This window comes from Ktedonobacter robiniae (assembly GCF_016587375.1).
Taxonomy (GTDB): Bacteria; Chloroflexota; Ktedonobacteria; order Ktedonobacterales; family Ktedonobacteraceae; genus Ktedonobacter; species Ktedonobacter robiniae.
Genome location: NZ_BNJG01000002.1, coordinates 1,943,779 through 1,959,285, shown reverse-complemented (window position 1 = coordinate 1,959,285; position 15,507 = coordinate 1,943,779). Strand labels below are relative to the sequence as shown.

12 protein-coding genes and 2 pseudogenes are annotated in these 15,507 nt (G+C 53.2%); 9 read left to right on the top strand and 5 right to left on the bottom strand.

Annotation, left to right across the window (positions count from 1 at the left end; all coding sequences use genetic code 11):
- Window positions 1-431: 431 nt before the first annotated feature.
- Window positions 432-3,923, bottom strand: coding sequence for a DNA-directed RNA polymerase subunit beta (rpoB, locus tag JMJ04_RS29330; RefSeq protein ID WP_201373941.1), 3,492 nt, complete (start codon window positions 3,921-3,923; stop codon window positions 432-434).
- 333 nt (window positions 3,924-4,256) lie between these two features.
- On the opposite strand from rpoB, the gene JMJ04_RS29325 reads away from it, so the two are divergent.
- Entirely contained in the window at window positions 4,257-4,571 is a 315-nt protein-coding gene (locus tag JMJ04_RS29325; RefSeq protein WP_307811779.1) for a DDE-type integrase/transposase/recombinase, read from the top strand.
- A gap of 114 nt (window positions 4,572-4,685) precedes the next feature.
- Window positions 4,686-5,078, top strand: a pseudogene (locus JMJ04_RS29320) (zinc-binding dehydrogenase); the annotation flags it as partial.
- Between the two features lie 580 nt (window positions 5,079-5,658).
- Here the strand turns inward: JMJ04_RS29320 and JMJ04_RS29315 are convergent.
- Window positions 5,659-5,937, bottom strand: a complete 279-nt coding sequence (locus JMJ04_RS29315; protein ID WP_201373940.1) for a hypothetical protein — start codon at window positions 5,935-5,937, stop codon at window positions 5,659-5,661.
- A 234-nt stretch (window positions 5,938-6,171) separates the two neighbouring features.
- On the opposite strand from JMJ04_RS29315, the pseudogene JMJ04_RS48960 reads away from it, so the two are divergent.
- Window positions 6,172-6,459 (top strand): annotated as a pseudogene (locus JMJ04_RS48960) (pyridoxamine 5'-phosphate oxidase family protein); the annotation flags it as partial.
- 55 nt (window positions 6,460-6,514) lie between these two features.
- On the opposite strand, the gene JMJ04_RS29310 reads toward JMJ04_RS48960, so the two are convergent.
- Window positions 6,515-7,816 (bottom strand): IS4 family transposase, encoded by a 1,302-nt coding sequence (locus JMJ04_RS29310; RefSeq protein WP_236038473.1) that lies wholly within the window; start codon window positions 7,814-7,816, stop codon window positions 6,515-6,517.
- Between the two features lie 282 nt (window positions 7,817-8,098).
- On the opposite strand from JMJ04_RS29310, the gene JMJ04_RS29305 reads away from it, so the two are divergent.
- The 4 genes from JMJ04_RS29305 (at window position 8,099) to JMJ04_RS29290 (ending at window position 11,828) form a co-directional block, all read left to right on the top strand.
- Window positions 8,099-9,133, top strand: a complete 1,035-nt coding sequence (locus tag JMJ04_RS29305; protein ID WP_201373939.1) for an aminoglycoside phosphotransferase family protein — start codon at window positions 8,099-8,101, stop codon at window positions 9,131-9,133.
- A 725-nt stretch (window positions 9,134-9,858) separates the two neighbouring features.
- A complete protein-coding gene (locus JMJ04_RS29300; RefSeq protein ID WP_201373938.1) occupies window positions 9,859-10,614 on the top strand; it encodes a tetratricopeptide repeat protein in 756 nt (251 codons plus the stop codon).
- Window positions 10,615-10,777: 163 nt separating this feature from the next.
- Window positions 10,778-10,972, top strand: a complete 195-nt coding sequence (locus tag JMJ04_RS29295; protein WP_201373937.1) for a hypothetical protein — start codon at window positions 10,778-10,780, stop codon at window positions 10,970-10,972.
- 247 nt (window positions 10,973-11,219) lie between these two features.
- Window positions 11,220-11,828: a GNAT family N-acetyltransferase gene (locus JMJ04_RS29290; RefSeq protein ID WP_201373936.1), complete on the top strand. Its 609-nt coding sequence runs from the start codon at window positions 11,220-11,222 to the stop codon at window positions 11,826-11,828.
- A gap of 609 nt (window positions 11,829-12,437) precedes the next feature.
- On the opposite strand, the gene JMJ04_RS29285 is transcribed toward JMJ04_RS29290, so the two are convergent.
- Together JMJ04_RS29285 and JMJ04_RS29280 are read right to left on the bottom strand one after the other, a co-directional pair.
- The gene (locus tag JMJ04_RS29285) at window positions 12,438-12,836 is read right to left on the bottom strand and encodes a DUF4268 domain-containing protein (RefSeq protein WP_201373935.1); all 399 of its coding nucleotides are present in this window, start codon (window positions 12,834-12,836) and stop codon (window positions 12,438-12,440) included.
- Window positions 12,826-13,545, bottom strand: coding sequence for a Type 1 glutamine amidotransferase-like domain-containing protein (locus tag JMJ04_RS29280; protein ID WP_201373934.1), 720 nt, complete (start codon window positions 13,543-13,545; stop codon window positions 12,826-12,828). The genes JMJ04_RS29285 and JMJ04_RS29280 overlap by 11 nt, the downstream gene beginning before the upstream one ends.
- Window positions 13,546-14,251: 706 nt before the next feature.
- Between JMJ04_RS29280 and JMJ04_RS48175 the strand changes: the two genes are divergently transcribed.
- Together JMJ04_RS48175 and JMJ04_RS29275 are read left to right on the top strand one after the other, a co-directional pair.
- Window positions 14,252-14,647, top strand: coding sequence for a DNA glycosylase AlkZ-like family protein (locus JMJ04_RS48175; protein WP_268887383.1), 396 nt, complete (start codon window positions 14,252-14,254; stop codon window positions 14,645-14,647).
- The gene (locus JMJ04_RS29275) at window positions 14,553-15,398 is read left to right on the top strand and encodes a winged helix DNA-binding domain-containing protein (protein ID WP_307811778.1); all 846 of its coding nucleotides are present in this window, start codon (window positions 14,553-14,555) and stop codon (window positions 15,396-15,398) included. The genes JMJ04_RS48175 and JMJ04_RS29275 overlap by 95 nt, the downstream gene beginning before the upstream one ends.
- Window positions 15,399-15,507 lie beyond the last annotated feature (109 nt).

The following is a 15,507-nucleotide window of genomic DNA, read 5'->3' as shown; positions in this document are numbered from 1 at the left end:
GCCGCTCCTTGCAAAGCTTTCCTTGATGCAGCTTCACTCCTCTCCTCTGAGAAGATGCGTGCGATCCACTCCTTTTTCTGTAAGGAGCGGATCGCAGTGAAGTAAGCTCATCCTGAACAAATTCGATGGGGAGCAACCTTTTCTGTCAGCAGAGTAGGGGTGAGTTTTTCCTTTGTTGGCTCTATTTCTTTTCCCTGTTTTGCTGCCCACTTCATTGTCCAATGTCCGCCCACGAAGCAAAATGATTTACAAAATCCCACAATGAAACCGGTGGGAGCAGTAGAATTCTCCTGGTCGATAGAGAGAAACTGTTTGAGGGAGGACGATAGCTCGTGCGTGCCTCTCAAGCGCGAAGTGGAGAAAACAAAGCAAGCTCACAAGCCACCAGGATACTTGTACTCCTTCACCAGTTTCATTGTGGGATTTACAAATTACTGGTCTCCTTCGAAACCGGACAGATTAATACCCAGTTCCGGCATCACATCATTCGAGGTGTCTTCAACGAACTGAATCTTCTGCTCGTCTTCATTCAACACTTCGACATTGATGCCCAGGCTTTGCAATTCCTTGACCAGGACTTTGAAGGATTCTGGAACCCCTGGTTCCATTATATTCTCGCCCTTGACGATGGCCTCATACGTTTTTACGCGACCCACAACGTCGTCCGACTTGACAGTCAGGATCTCTTGCAGGATATTCGCTGCACCGTAGGCCTCAAGCGCCCATACCTCCATCTCACCGAAGCGCTGTCCACCGAACTGCGCCTTACCACCCAGCGGCTGCTGCGTGATCAAGCTGTACGGTCCTGTCGAGCGAGCATGAATTTTATCTTCAACCAGGTGGTGCAGTTTCAACATATAGGTATAGCCAACGGTCACTGGATGATCGAATGGATCACCAGTACGCCCATCATAGAGCTGGACCTTGCCCGTCTCAGGCAAGCCCGCGCGCCGCAACATCTCTTCGATGTCTTCCTCGGTCGCGCCGTCAAAGACCGGGGTGGCGATCTTGAAGCCAAGAACGCTGGCAGCCCAGCCCAGGTGCGTCTCCATGATCTGGCCGATATTCATACGGTGAGGCACGCCCAGCGGGTTCAGGATGATATCCACCGGCGTTCCATCAGGCAGGAAGGGCATATCCTCAATCGGCAGCACGCGCGAGATCACACCCTTATTTCCGTGGCGTCCCGCCATCTTATCGCCTGCGCCGATCTTACGCTTCTGCGCGATGCTGACGCGAACCAGCTGGTTGACGCCTGGCGAGAGCTCATCGCCCGCCTCGCGGGAGAAGACCTTGACCTCGACAACCTTACCACGCTCACCATGAGGCACACGCAGTGAGGTGTCTTTGACTTCACGAGCCTTCTCACCAAAGATAGCGCGTAGCAGTTTCTCTTCAGCGGTCAGCTCCGTCTCGCCCTTCGGCGTGATCTTACCGACCAGGATATCCTGTGGGCCAACCTCGGCGCCCACATAGATGATGCCACGCTCATCCAGGTTGCGCAGACCTTCTTCACCCACGTTCGGAATGTCGCGTGTGATCTCTTCGGGACCAAGCTTGGTATCGCGGGCATCCACCTCGTATTTCTCGATGTGGATCGAGGTAAAGAGGTCTTCACGCACGATACGCTCACTAATCAGGATGGCGTCCTCAAAGTTGCCACCCTCCCAGCTCATAAAGGCAACCAGGATGTTCTGACCCAGCGCCAGCTCGCCCAGCTCGGTTGAGGAGCTATCGGCAACCACCTGGCCCTTGGTGACATAGTCGCCCTTCTTCACAATGGGACGCTGGTTAATGCAGGTACCACTGTTGGAGCGCACAAACTTACGCAAGGTGTGCGAGTAGAGCTGAGCATGCTCATCCATAATCTCGATCTTGCGCGCCGTGGAGGAGACAACCTCGCCACTCGCCTGGGCCACAATGACCTGACCCGAGTCGACGGCCACCTGGCGCTCGATACCCGTGCCACAAATGGGCGACTGTGGTCGCAACAGAGGCACAGCCTGGCGCTGCATGTTCGCGCCCATCAGCGCGCGGTTGACATCGTCATGCTCCAGGAAGGGAATCAGCGCGGTCGCGACGCTCACCGTCTGACGAGGCGAGACGTCCATATAATCGATGCTCTCCGAGGGAACCTCGGTAAACTCACCCTGGTAGCGGGCCAGCACACGGTTATCAGCGAATTCGTTGATATCTGTCAAAGCAGCATTCGCCTGGGCGATATAGAAGTTCTCTTCGTCATCGGCGGTCTGATAATCAACCTCATCGGTCACATACGGCTTGACACTCAAGGGTGTATCACCTAAGAATGCCAGCTTCTTGAACAGTTCCTCATCAACACGCACCGGGTTATTGCGCTTGAAGAGCACCTCGCCATCTTCGGTAACGATATCTTCGCGTCGGCCATAATAGCCACGCAGATCACGACCAAGCAAACGCTCGTCATTTGCCGCCAGACGCTTCACGACGCGACGGTATGGCGTCTCAATGAAGCCATAAGGATTGATCTGGCCATAGGTCGCCAGGTTACCAATCAGACCAATGTTTGGACCTTCAGGGGTCTCAATCGGGCAGATACGACCATAGTGCGACTCGTGGACATCACGGACATCAAAGCCTGCGCGGTCGCGCGAGAGACCACCGGGACCCAGAGCCGAGAGACGACGCTTGACGCCAATCTCCGCCAGGGCATTGGTCTGTTCCATAAACTGCGAGAGCTGGCTGCCGCCAAAGAACTCCTTTATCGCCGCAACCACCGGGCGAATATTGATGAGCGCGTTCGGGGTGGCCTGCCCAGGCTCCTGAATGCTCATGCGCTCTTTGACCACGCGCTCCATACGCAGCAGGCCAACGCGGAACTGGCTCTGAATCAGCTCACCTACGCAGCGCACGCGGCGGTTGCCCAGGTGGTCGATGTCATCCTTGCGTCCACGCCCATTATTGAGCGAGACCAGGCGCCGGATGATCGCCACCAGGTCGTCCTGCGTCAGGATGCGCTGGCTCTGCGGGATCGAGAGGTCCAGCTTGCGATTCAACTTATAGCGACCAACGTTGCCCAGATCGTAACGGCGTGGATTGAAAAAGAGGTTCTTCACCAGGGAGCGCGCGTTGTCCAGAGTGGCGGGATCGCCGGGACGCAGCTTCTTATACAGCTCCAGGAGGGCCTCTTCCTCCTTCTTCACGGGATCGCGGTCCAGGGTCGCCTGAATATAGCGGACGGTCTCACCATTCTCGACCCCGGCGAAGGCGTCGAGAATGCCCTGATCGGTCGAGAGATCCAGGTCTTCCACATGCCAGTGCTCTTTGGCCAGGCGCGAGATGGCGCGCAGCAGCGTCGTAATGGGTAGCTTCCGTTTGCGGTCGATCTTGACGGTTAGCAGATTCTTGTTGCTGGTCTCAAACTCCAGCCAGGCCCCACGTCCAGGAATCAACTTTGCGGCAAAGAGTTTTTTACCAGTCGTCGCGTCCTCGTCCATCGTGAAGTAGACACCAGGTGAACGCACCAGCTGGCTCACCACCACGCGCTCGGCGCCATTGATAATGAAGGTGCCAGCCTTGGTCATCAACGGGAAGTCACCCATAAAGATGTCCTTCTCGATGATTTCACCTGTCTCTTTATTAATCAGGCGAGCCTTGACGTTGAGGGGAGCGGCAAATGTGGTGTCGCGGTCGCGGCACTCGTCCTCGTCATATTTTGGCTTGCCAAAGGGTTCAGGAGGGACAATAAATTCCAGGCTGAGGTTTTTGCCGGTAAAGTCTTCAATAGGAGAAATTTCTTCGAAAAGTTCGCGCAGACCTTCTTTCTTGAACCATTCAAAAGAGTCGAGCTGGATCTGAATCAGCCCTGGCATGGGCCGTATATCTGGGATACGCGCAAAGGAGACGCGTTCCGGTAATAGAACAGATTTCTCGCTTGCCGCCATAACATCTTTTCTCCTTTTTCATCTCTCGATGACGCCTTTCGCATACGACGAGGGTCTGACACACGCCTGATGAAGCAGGTGCTGATTTCAGCACACACACAAGAGGTCTCACTGCCTCAAGGGAGCGCTTTCACCGGGGAGTGCGCAAGACGAGCGTCGCTTCCGCCTGAGTATAGGGGAAAGAACGCCAAAAAAAATCGTCCAAAAAGGCAGTGTGCGAGTAGACAGGAGGTGATACAATAAAAGTGGGAAAGGACGGCTCGTTTTTGAGCTTCGGAAACCATGCTGTTTCTTACTCTCGCGGAGGTATTGTCAACTTGCTGAGCGTCTCCAATTTCTGGTAGAACCGACAAACGAGCCAGTTATGCTGTTGCCAAGCAGGACATCATGCGAAGTGTCGAGCATCGCCAGCATAAGGGGCTCAATAATTGCGCGGAACGTTCGCACCAATCAACCAGGCAACGTGAGCGAACCATGCGGTGCTTCAAATCACCGGGACACGCGCAACGCTTCCTCTCTGCTTTTGGGCCAATCACCGATCATTTTCGGCCCAAACGACATCGTCTCAACGCCTCGGTCTATCGTGCCCTTATGCAGAAGCGCTTCCAGGTTTGGAACGAGGTAACCGGCAGAAAAGCAGCAGCTTAACAAAGACCTCCCCCTCAATCTTCTCCCTCTTCCTTTCCTCTCATCATTCTTTTTAGAAAAGCTCTTCTATTCTCTCGCTAAGTTGACAATACCCTGTGAGGCGGGGCTGATGAGGTAATTGTGGGAGACGATCTCGAACCCGCGCGTGCCTATGGCCCTTACGACTTGATTATCGATTCGGTCGGTGGAAAAACCCTGGAGAGCGCACTCTCTCTGCTGGCACCAGGAGCAACGTGCGTCATGCTCGGTTGGTCGGCATCTCCAGAGGCAAAGGCAACAATAGATCTCAGAAATTTAATCATGACCGGGGGAATGCCCCTCACGACCCTCGACGGGCAAGTATTCAATAATCATGCTCGCTATCTGGCCAGGCTCGCACAAATGGTAGCCGAGCAGCAATTGCGAACGTCAATCGAGGTTGAGGCTTCCTGGCACGACATTGGTGATATCGCACAACGCCTGCTGCAAAGGCAATTCACCGGCAAAGCTGTTCTGCATTTGGCATAGATCATACATTTCTGCGAGGCCCTCATCTTGAATGGTTCTCAATGCTGAGAGCATATCTTCCTCCATATAGAACCATGTTCTCAGAGACAGGCCCAGAATACCAGGATAGGTGTAAAACTCTCTTACGAGGATCTCGCTTCTGATAGAATTTTACACCTATCCTGGGCTTACCTCAGTAATGCATTTTTCCACTCAACAATACCTCAATTTACAGAATGATGATGGAAGAAACGAGATTTTAAGCGGTTTCTCCAGGCTCTCAATGATCGATTCCTATGATTGACACCGATTTCCTATGTTTCAGCTCAAAAATCGTCGAACATTCACGCTATTCACTAGCTAGCTTCGCGTGTGACTATTGGCCAACGGTCACACATCAGGCGCCTGGCTATGAGTGTGACACGGAGCTGGCCGTCCCATCGCGATAACTCTCGATGACATGATGTCTTTTTTGCACTCGTCGAACGTCCCCCGGGCGTGTGGGTGATACCCCAAAAGGATCCACTTTTTTCGCGTTCGCGGCGTTCGCGTCTTGTGCGGCCTCTCGAAACCAACGATACATTGTTGCACGAGAGATACTTTACTCTTCACAAATTTCATTGACAGGTCTGCCAGAGGAGTACATTTGCTGCGCGTAAGCAACTTTTGTCGGGTTCAGCGTCTTGATTTTTTGCCCGTTCGTGCGAGCTAATGCCCACACCATTCCCCCCTCGGGGTATCGCTTTTTGGTGCGAAGCACCGTGCGATGCCCGATCTTCAAATCGTGGGCAATATCTTTGTCGAGCTGTCGCTGTGGCTGGCTAGCATCAACGAAGAAAGATGAAAGATGCAGCATCAGGAAATACGGCAAATTTGCCACATAAAATGGCGCGTCTCTTTTATACTTGCTCTCATTGAGAAGCTGGTACTTTCATGTGAAATCCTCAAGTATAATTGAAAGCTTTTGCTCTCCTTCTTCAAGATCCATCTTCGTGATGCTCCTCATCATATACCTTCTGGTAATCTCATAACCGTTCTCGTCGCCCAAACCCTCAATCGTTGCGTTAGTGTTCTATGATAGAAGCATCAACCTCTATTGAAGCGCAATACAAACATGAGGAAGGAATTCATGCGTGGTTTTATTCCCTGGAGGAAAGTGGATGTACGGCTTCAGGCACAACGCTCCATTTGGATCAGCACAACGCGACCAGATGGACGTCCCCATGCTGTACCCGTTTGGTTTATTTGGGATGGCACGAGCATCTACTTTAGTACTCGACGTGATATGCAAAAAGCAAAAAATCTTGCTCAGCAGCCCTGGATTGTTGTCCACGCAGGGGATGGAGATGATGTGATTCTTTTAGAAGGCCGTGTGGAAATAGTCACTTCCCAGGAGGAACAGAACCATATCAACATCGGTTATGGGGATAAATATGTGGCTCCCCATACGCACCAACTTAAGGACTCAAAGCCCAGTTGGTCGATCTCCGCTGGAGGAGTTGGGCGGAATTGGGATGCTTTTTGCGCTTGTTCATTTGGCACCCTAAACGCATGCGACGTTGGATGGCTTGTAGGGCAGAGAGAAACGAGCGCTCCCCTGCAAAAGCTTCCAGCAGCGAACTGGCGGTATCGCGGACCACCTGTGCCAGTTTGACCAAACTGCGCTGCTCATCTTGCCAGGCGAACAGGAGAATGAGCCAGTGTTGCAGGAGCAGTCCAATGAGCTTGGCATACAGTTCACAGAGCACGCGCCAGGGATTCGTGGTGCGCCATTCATCAATCCGCCCGTATTGCTTCCATAACTTGTAAAGCATTTCCATTTGCCATCGTTCCCGCACCAGGACGAGAGCCTCCTGCAAGTTCAGAAGATTCGCAGGGACATCGGTGAGCAAGATGGTCCAGTCGGCCAGTTTCCAGGCTCGCTCCCGCACGGGTTGAGCGCGTCGCTTGGCATCAGCCTCCAAGTTGGCGCGTCGTCGCGAAGCTCCGTCTTGGGGAACTCGCAAGATGAGCAGACGCATCAGATGCCGATGCTCTTTGCCCACACGAACCCAGCGTTCGTGGGTCTGTCCGACCTGCTGTGGGAGCAGCGCATCCAGTTCCAGCGGTTTGCCTTCCGGCGTCCAGTAGTTGGTTCTGGCCTGGGCACGAGTGAGCGTGTAACTGCCAGCCGCTCGTCGAGCAGCAATCGCTCCCCAATCCAGATACCCCAGATCGGCGATATACAGACTTCCCACCGGCAAGCCATCATCTTTGAACGGACTGGATCGATCAATGATCCGTCCGTGCGTGAGCCTTGGGCCTTGCACCTGTCCCCGTTTGAGTTCCCAACGAACATGCAATTTCACCGCAGCTTGCCCCTTTCCAGGAGATCCCCCGCATCCCTGCCACTGCTCTGCCAATTCCTCTGGGAGGGCGATACTGCTACTATCCTCCAGCACGACTGACTGAAAGCGACACAGGAGCTCCAACGGGACATCCTGGCTGGCTTCAACGACCACACTGGCCATCTCCTCAAACACCGCATGCAAGAAGTGGGCACAGGGCTCCGTAAAGCGTTTGTGCAGCGCGGTATCTGTCACTTCCACCTTGCGGATGGTCGCCATGGATGCGAGCCGCTCCAGACTGGCATCCGGATGGCTCAGCCAGCCAAAAACCAGCGTTTGCAGCAGGTCGGCTCCACTGAATTTTCTCTGCCGTTCAATACAGCCCGTTTCGCGGGCCAGGACATTCGCTCGTTCTTCCAGGATGTGCTTCAAAGACTGCTCGACGTGTGCTACATTTGCCAGGTCTGTGCTCCTTCTGCTCTCGATATCAGGTTTCTCTTTCTGACATCATCGCAGATGGAGCCTCTTTTTGCCTCTGCCTTGCTTAAGTTGGTGCGTATGGGGATAAATATGTGGCTCCCCGTAATGGAGCCAGAGCCACTCTCTTCCATGAGGACTGCGATCTGTACCGAGTACACGTGAGGCATGTCATGGCCTGGGAATATGGCAATGTTGGCACACGTACCGACTGGAAATTCTGAGAGAGAAGAAGCTATGAAATATCCTAACAGCAGCAATGAGATGAAGCAACAGCAGTGGGCACACCGTCAAGAAATCAAGCATTACTTAAAAAAGATGCATCGATCTCCTGAGCATCTCCAAGCGTATCAGATCCTTCAAGGGGGGGTCTCTGGCGCTGCTACCTATCGATTGCAGATGACGGGCGAAGAGCTCATCTTAAAACTCACCCGCACGGACAGTGAACGAATTGTGCAAGAACGTGCACAACGGGAACTCTCCTGTTACCAGATCTTGGTTCCTCGCCTTCCGCTCTGTGTCCCTCATATGCTCGCTCATGTTCGTGATGCTCAGGCAATTGCGCTGTTGCTCAGAGCCTATGAACCATCTGCTCACCCAATTGAGTGGCAGGAGTGGCAATATCTCAAGGTTGCCGAGCAACTAGGACAGTTGCATGCCTCTTTTTGGAAGAACACAGAGCAGATAGCCCAGTTCTCCTGGTTGCATAGACAGCAGTGGACACTTTCCGCGCGCCAAATGCAAGACGCAGCACAACAGTGGAAAGCTCTGCAGGATGATCCGCTCTTTCAACCACTGATACCGAGACAACGGTATCAGTGGCTCATTCGTCTTCTCCCCTTGATGGAAGGCATGCAGAGCCTCCTTACCTCCTTTCCCTTGACAGTGTGTCATGGTGATTGCCACATCGATAATCTCTTGAGAGACGAACAAGGACAATTGATCTGGGCAGATTGGCAAGAAGTGGGTGTGGGGCTTGGACCTGGCGATCTGTCCTTCTTCTTTCAAAGAGCGTGGCAGGCAGGAGGAACAGTGCCATTTGAGGAGATGATTACTATCTATCATCAGCAGTTGGAAGCGGAAACGAAGGAACAGATTCCATTCGCTCTGCTTCATCAGGTGCTTGATGCTTTTGAATTACGGTCATGGCTTCTTGATTGGCCTTCCTACCTGATGTATGTATCGCCCCAGTGGCTTGCGGGGCTCTTCAATCGCATCGATCTGCTTGCAAGCCGACTCCATCTCGTTGCGCAGGAGAGAACAAATAAGTAATTGCTCTCCTGCTTCTCTCTGGAGGTACCTCTTCTCGTCTGGTTTGCTATTTTTGCCAGATAAAATGGCGGATTGGCAGATATCTTGTCGCATCTTTGGAAAAACAGTGGCGAAACAGAAGGTGCTAATGCTGATGCAAGAGTCCGAGGCTGCCTCGCCACTTTATATGGCACAGCCTGCTTGGCTGCAGCTAGAAAAATCGTCGGCAATTTATTTGCCAATTGTCATTTCTTACCATAAAATGGCGCATCTCTCTCAGAAGCCCCTTATGGAGCGACATGATTTTATGCAAGTATAAAATGGCGCAAAGCTAAAAAGGGATGAGCGGAAAGGCAAAACACGTCTTCAAAACAGTTGCTCTTCTCGCCTCTTTACCCCACTTCATCAGCAAAAGAATCCGCTCTACAAGCTGCGCGGCTTTTTAGTACCTGTATTTTTCAGCCCCAAAGAGCCGAAGACTGGTGCTCCTGATCGTCCTTCCCCCCCAACAGTCTCCAGCGCGCCCTGATTGATCAACCCAACCTCACGAATTATAATGGCTTCATAGAGATTCGGCCCGCTTTTTGGTGGATGTAGCAAGCATGAGACGTGCCGCCAACCTAGCGAAAACACCCTGTTTGAAACGTTTTTTTGCTAGGGGAGAGCGTCTCCTTGCAGGAACCCACCTTGCTCTAGCGAGCGCTCTTGAGATCATTGGGTGGTTCTCCCTGGAAAGGAATAGACACATGGAATCTCCACAGCCGCAGACCAAAGAACAATGGGTGCAGGAAGGCAATGTTCACGCCGCCTTCCACGAGTACCAGCAGGCTATCGCCGCCTATGAGCAGGCTCTTCGTCTCGATCCCAGCTATGCCCGGGCCTACCACAACCGCGGGGCAGCCTATGCTGATCTCAAAGACTACCAGCAGGCTATCGCCGACTTTGATCAGGCCCTTCGCCTCGCTCCCGACTCCACGGCCACCTACTACAACCGAGGCACTGCGTATGTCGACCTCAACGAGTACCAGCAGGCTATCGCCGATTTTGACCAAACCCTCCGCCTCGATCCCAGTAATGCCCACGCCTACTACAACCGAGGTTGTGTGTACGATGCCCTCAACGAGTACCAGCAGGCTATCGCCGACTTTGATCAAACCCTCCGCCTTGATCCCAGCTCTGCCGACGCCTACTACAACCGAGGCAACGCGCACGCTGCCCTCCATGAGTGCCAGCAGGCTATCGCCGACTTTGACCAAGCCCTTCGTCTTGATCCCAGCAATGCCCACATCTACCACAACCGAGGCGCGGTGTACGCGACGCTCCAGGACTACCAGCAGGCCTTGGCCGACTTTGACCAGGCCCTAGCCCTTGATCCGACCCATGCGCGCGCCCACTATCACCGAGGGCGTGCGCTTCAACACCTCGGCAGACAGGCTGAGGCACACCACGCTTTTCAACAAGCCGAATCCCTTGGGTATGAAGAAGCAAGAGAGGTCCTGTAGTCAGCCGTGCAGGAGGAAGGCCAAGAGCCTGGAATGCCAGTGATCTCCCAGCACGCCCACTCGGTGGGCGTACCAGAGGCGAAGAGCGAACGGAGGCAATAAGCGCTTCGGTTTTAGCGCTCAACTGAAGGCGTTGGCTCCAGATATGTAAGGAAAAATCGTCATGCGCATGACGATTTTTCCTTACATTGTGCTGGAAGCGCGTGTTTCTCTCCCTCAAGAGCAAATATACCTGAGATGGGTGAAAAATACGACCATTTTCAGGCATTTCTTGGCGTCTTTTCCAGATAACTTGGCGAAAGAGACGAGGAATCTGACGAAAAAGAGAAGCGGCGAGCGGCAAAGGAGTTTCTTCTGATGCCACGCCACATCAGCTTGATACCCCAAAGCCTATTACTCATACGTGAGCCCCCCACACCCATTTAACGTGAATCAATTCGCTATTGAAGATAATTGTCGTTTTGGCAGTTGTAATTGGCGTTGTGAGCTGGAGGTAGTTGACATTCAACAACAGGCACATTGACCTCCATCAAAGTGATGAGATAATATAGGACACGGCTTCTTTAGGCAAAGCACAGAAATTTTCTCAAGAAAGCAATTCTGCCATGGGACAAAATCACCCCGTTCCCCTCAAGGATATTCGCTGTGAGAACGTGACCGATGAGGTTCTTGCTTCCTATGCGGAAAAAGGGTACATGCTGACGTTTGCGGAAGAGGTCATGCGCTATGATCTCTCCCGAGCACTTTCCCAGATCGCTCTACCGTTCAAAGTCTCCTATTTCAGTTGGGCACCTGAGCGAACGCATGATTTTTTTACGGTCTATGACGCCTCGTTTCGGGAGCGACCGGGCTTCCCTGGATGGAGTGAAACAGAATGGGTCCATTGGACCTCCGGCGACCCGGCGTTCCGCCCCGACATGTCCGTTCTTGCTGTGGTTCAGGATCAGGTAGTGGGATTTGTCACCAATGCCGAAGACGAAGAGATGCCAGCGCAACATGGCTATCTGATTCAGATTGGGGTTCATCCTGAGTGGCGAGGACAGGGACTGGGTGCCGCACTGATTACCCATGCTCTGCAAACATGGCGAAAAGCAGGCAAAAAGGCTGTGATCCTCCATGTGAATGTCAATAATCCTGGCGCTATTCGTCTCTATCAGCAGCTCGGATTTGTGGTCGTGCGGCGCAGGGGAAAATTTGCTCAGCAGATGAGGTAATTCATGGAATAGCCGTCCTCACAAGATCCTTCGCGCAAGCACTTCAGCCTGTTCATAACCAAAATACCCACAGGCTCGCTGTCCCACCTCGCTCGCGGTCAAGAGCCAAGCAGGTTCGATAATCATTTGCTTACAATGAAACCACTTCGTCCCGATTCGGTTCAGCCAGGAGTTACTTCCAGTTCGCCGTGTACATGATTAGGGTTCTCATTCCAAACAAATCTTGGTTTTGCTGAAGCTTGTGCTGTCAGAATAGCTGGCCTGATCATTTACTGGTTTGCTTATGCCTCTATATCGATCAACACAAATTGAACACAAGCCTGCGCAACTATCTCATTGAGATGGAACATTCTGGTCGCACGACCCTTGATCTACAAAGATATGGAGGAGGGCTGGAAGCTTGTGCAGATACGAAAGAATTCCTCTTATGCTGAGTTCATTCCAATACTTGCTGCCAGAAGCAAGGCCTTACAGGAGATCAACAAGCGCTCCAATAATAATCGAGAAGATACCGAAGAAACGTGAAGCATAGATGTATCACCCTATAAAATGCCAACCAATCAAAGGAATGTGTGTAGTTATAAAGTGTCGAGAGTAGCATACGAGAATTCAATCCTCTTCGAGCCACCGTTGGAGGTAAGGCACAACCGCTTGCTCCAAACACACCATGGCATCAATCATCCGCGATTGGATCAATGGCCAGGTTCTGCGATCCAGATCACGTAAGCCTGGGCAGGCGATCGTCCAGGCAAGTGCAGGGTATGGCCAGGAATGCTCCGCATTCTGCGCCTCTTGCAACCAGAGCAATGATCCGCCAAAAGCCTCGTTAATCTGCTTCCGCCGACGAACAAGGCTCTTGTAGATCTGCTCGCCATCACTGCGCAGGAGTGCGAACTCAACAAGCGCATTGGGAGTATCATACTCCAGACGATATTCGAATCTGGCTTGACGGGCAGCGGTAGAGGCAGCATTGAACCATCCGAAACTGCCCCGAAACTTAGGACACAAACCGTTTCCAATGGCCTTCGGAGACGACTTCGACAACGCCATCGATCACGGTGAGGGCGGTCTGATCGTCAATAAGATACACTGGCACATCTACTCCAGCGGCCCATCTTTCCAGGTTAGCCAGGGAAGCCTCCGGCATAGAGGGGTGATCCAGGTGCGGATACAACGTAAAATCAACCAGTCCCAGCGCTCTGTTGCTGCCGGTTTGAAGATCCGCCTGGTCGAGCATCACCGACACACGCCAGTGATGCGGATCGAGCGGATCGATGCCATCGTATTGCTCCCCGGAGATCGGGGTGACCACCATACTCCCGCCGCTCACCCCCACATAGACCGTCTCGCGCGCTAGCTCCGGCAAGAGGTCTGCCAGTCCCGATTGCCGCATCCAGTAGCACAAGTAAAAGGGATCGCCGCCGCCAACCAGCAGGGCGTCAGTCTCCTGGACCAGAGGAACCCAATGGTCTTCTTTGATACTGGGCAGAGCGGTGAGCTCCAGCACTCCCAACGACTTCCACCCCAATTCGCACAAGGGGCTGGCTGCTACTCCGCGGATCAGCTGATAGGCCATGGCAGCACCGCCAGGATAGGCGTACACCGCGGTGGGAATGCACAGGGCGCTGGACTCTGCGATAGGTTTGCCCAGCAGATCAACCAGGGTGTTACGGATGCTGCCGTTGCTCATGCCACAAGAAGTGAGAAGAAATTTCATGATGCCTCTCCTTGCTGATTTCGTGAGAGCCGAAAGGCTCCTCCAGTCCTTCTCTGTGATAGAGAAGCAGAACCACTACGGTTACGAACAATTGTGCTAGGTGAGAAAGCGGTTGTCAACACGGGGTTCCGGTAGTAATCGGACAATTTCCAACGTGCGAGAACCGGCTCCGTATTATCAGCGGTATCAGGGTATTCCGTCACAGATACCCACCTCCGCTCCACAAGGGGCTTTATGCCCTAATGCAGCGTCTTTTTATTCTGAGGATCGGGAAAAGTATCCTGAGAAACGTCACGGATGAAGAGTAAGGCTCGAATTTACAAAAACGGTACACGATCATTAGCTTGTAGAGCGGATTGATCTGCTCCTCCATGGCTGTGCTGCTCAAATTGGCGGGCAAATCTGGCTCATATCGAGGGTCACTTACCAGATGCGCCTCAAAAAGAGAGGCAAGAACTTACAAATCATTATATAGACGGCGAATTTGATCTACTGGCGAGCAATACAAAAACCCTTTTGGTCTTTTTGGAGGTGATGCATATGCTTCGCTCTCCACTTGTGCTTCTCCACCCAAGGATTGTCGCAAAAATCTTGACGGCACGAAAGTAGCAAGCAAGGAATTGCGCTGTGAATGAGGGCCGATTGTGTCTCCCTTTTGAAATATACTTTGCTTGTACGTAGAAAGCAAGGCGTAAGGGAGAGACTGATGGGTGAACGCATCCTCACGCTGCGAGAGCTCAATCGCGCCACTCTGGCGAGGCAGCTTTTGCTGGAGCGGGCGAGTATCACGCCCCTGGCTGCAATCAGGCAGGTGGCAGGCTTGCAGGGCCAGCTCGCTAACCCACCATATATAGGGCTATGGAGTCGCTTGCAGGCCTTCCAGAGAGCAGATCTAACACGTTTGCTGGAGCGGCGCGAGGTAGTGAGGGCGTCGATGATGCGCCGCACCCTGCACCTGACAACTACCGAGGATTATGTCAATTTCCGGCCTGCGCTGGTCATTCTGCATGCGCGCCAACTGGAGCGTTTTTTTTGGTCAGCCCCTCGCCAGCGGTCTCACAAGAGAGCGTCTGCTGGCCGAGATGCAGGGCTTTCTGCGTGAGAAGCCACGCACCAATGTCGAACTGCGCACGCACCTGGCCGAGCTAGTACCGCAAATGGATGAGCGCCTGCTTTACGCTGTGCGCGCAACTCTCTCACTGATCCAGGTCTTCCCCGGTGGCGCCTGGGGTGTAGGTGGTAGCCCGGCCTATGCCGAGGCTCAGGCCTGGTTAGGGCGCTCATTTGTTCCTCCCGCAGAAGGCCTGCGTGCGCTCATTCGCAGCTACCTCGCCGCCTTTGGCCCAGCCAGCACCAAGGATCTGCACATCTGGTCTGGCCTCAGTCGCCTCCAGTCAGCAGTCGAGATGCTGCGCCCAGAGCTCACGACCTTCCGTGACGAGCAGGGTCGCGAACTCTTCGACCTACCCGGCGCGCTCCTGCCATCTGCGCATACTCCTGCCCCCGTACGTTTTATCCCCGATTTCGACAATCTTATGCTGGCCTACAACGACCGCCAGCGCATCATTCCTGAGCACTACCGCTCCTCTGTCATCCCTGGCAGATCCCTTGTCCTGCCAACCTTTCTCGTCGATGGCTTCGTTAGTGGCATCTGGTACATCGAGCGCACTCCGACTATAGCCAGACTCATTCTCCAGCCCTTTGAGCCTCTTCCGTTAAGCATATCACAGGAATTGCAGGCAGAAGGCCAACGCCTGCTAGCCTGGGCCGCAGAGAAGATTGACACGTTTGAGATTGTGGTCAGCACGTACGATGGAAACGGCGGCAAACAGAATATGTGGGGACGCTTATAAGCGGCGCCCAATCAGTTCCATCATCCAGCCAGTCCCACTGGTGGTCATGACACCGTTGATTTCTCCTCAGTAACGACTGACCGCTTCTATATCTGCTTCGATTGTCACC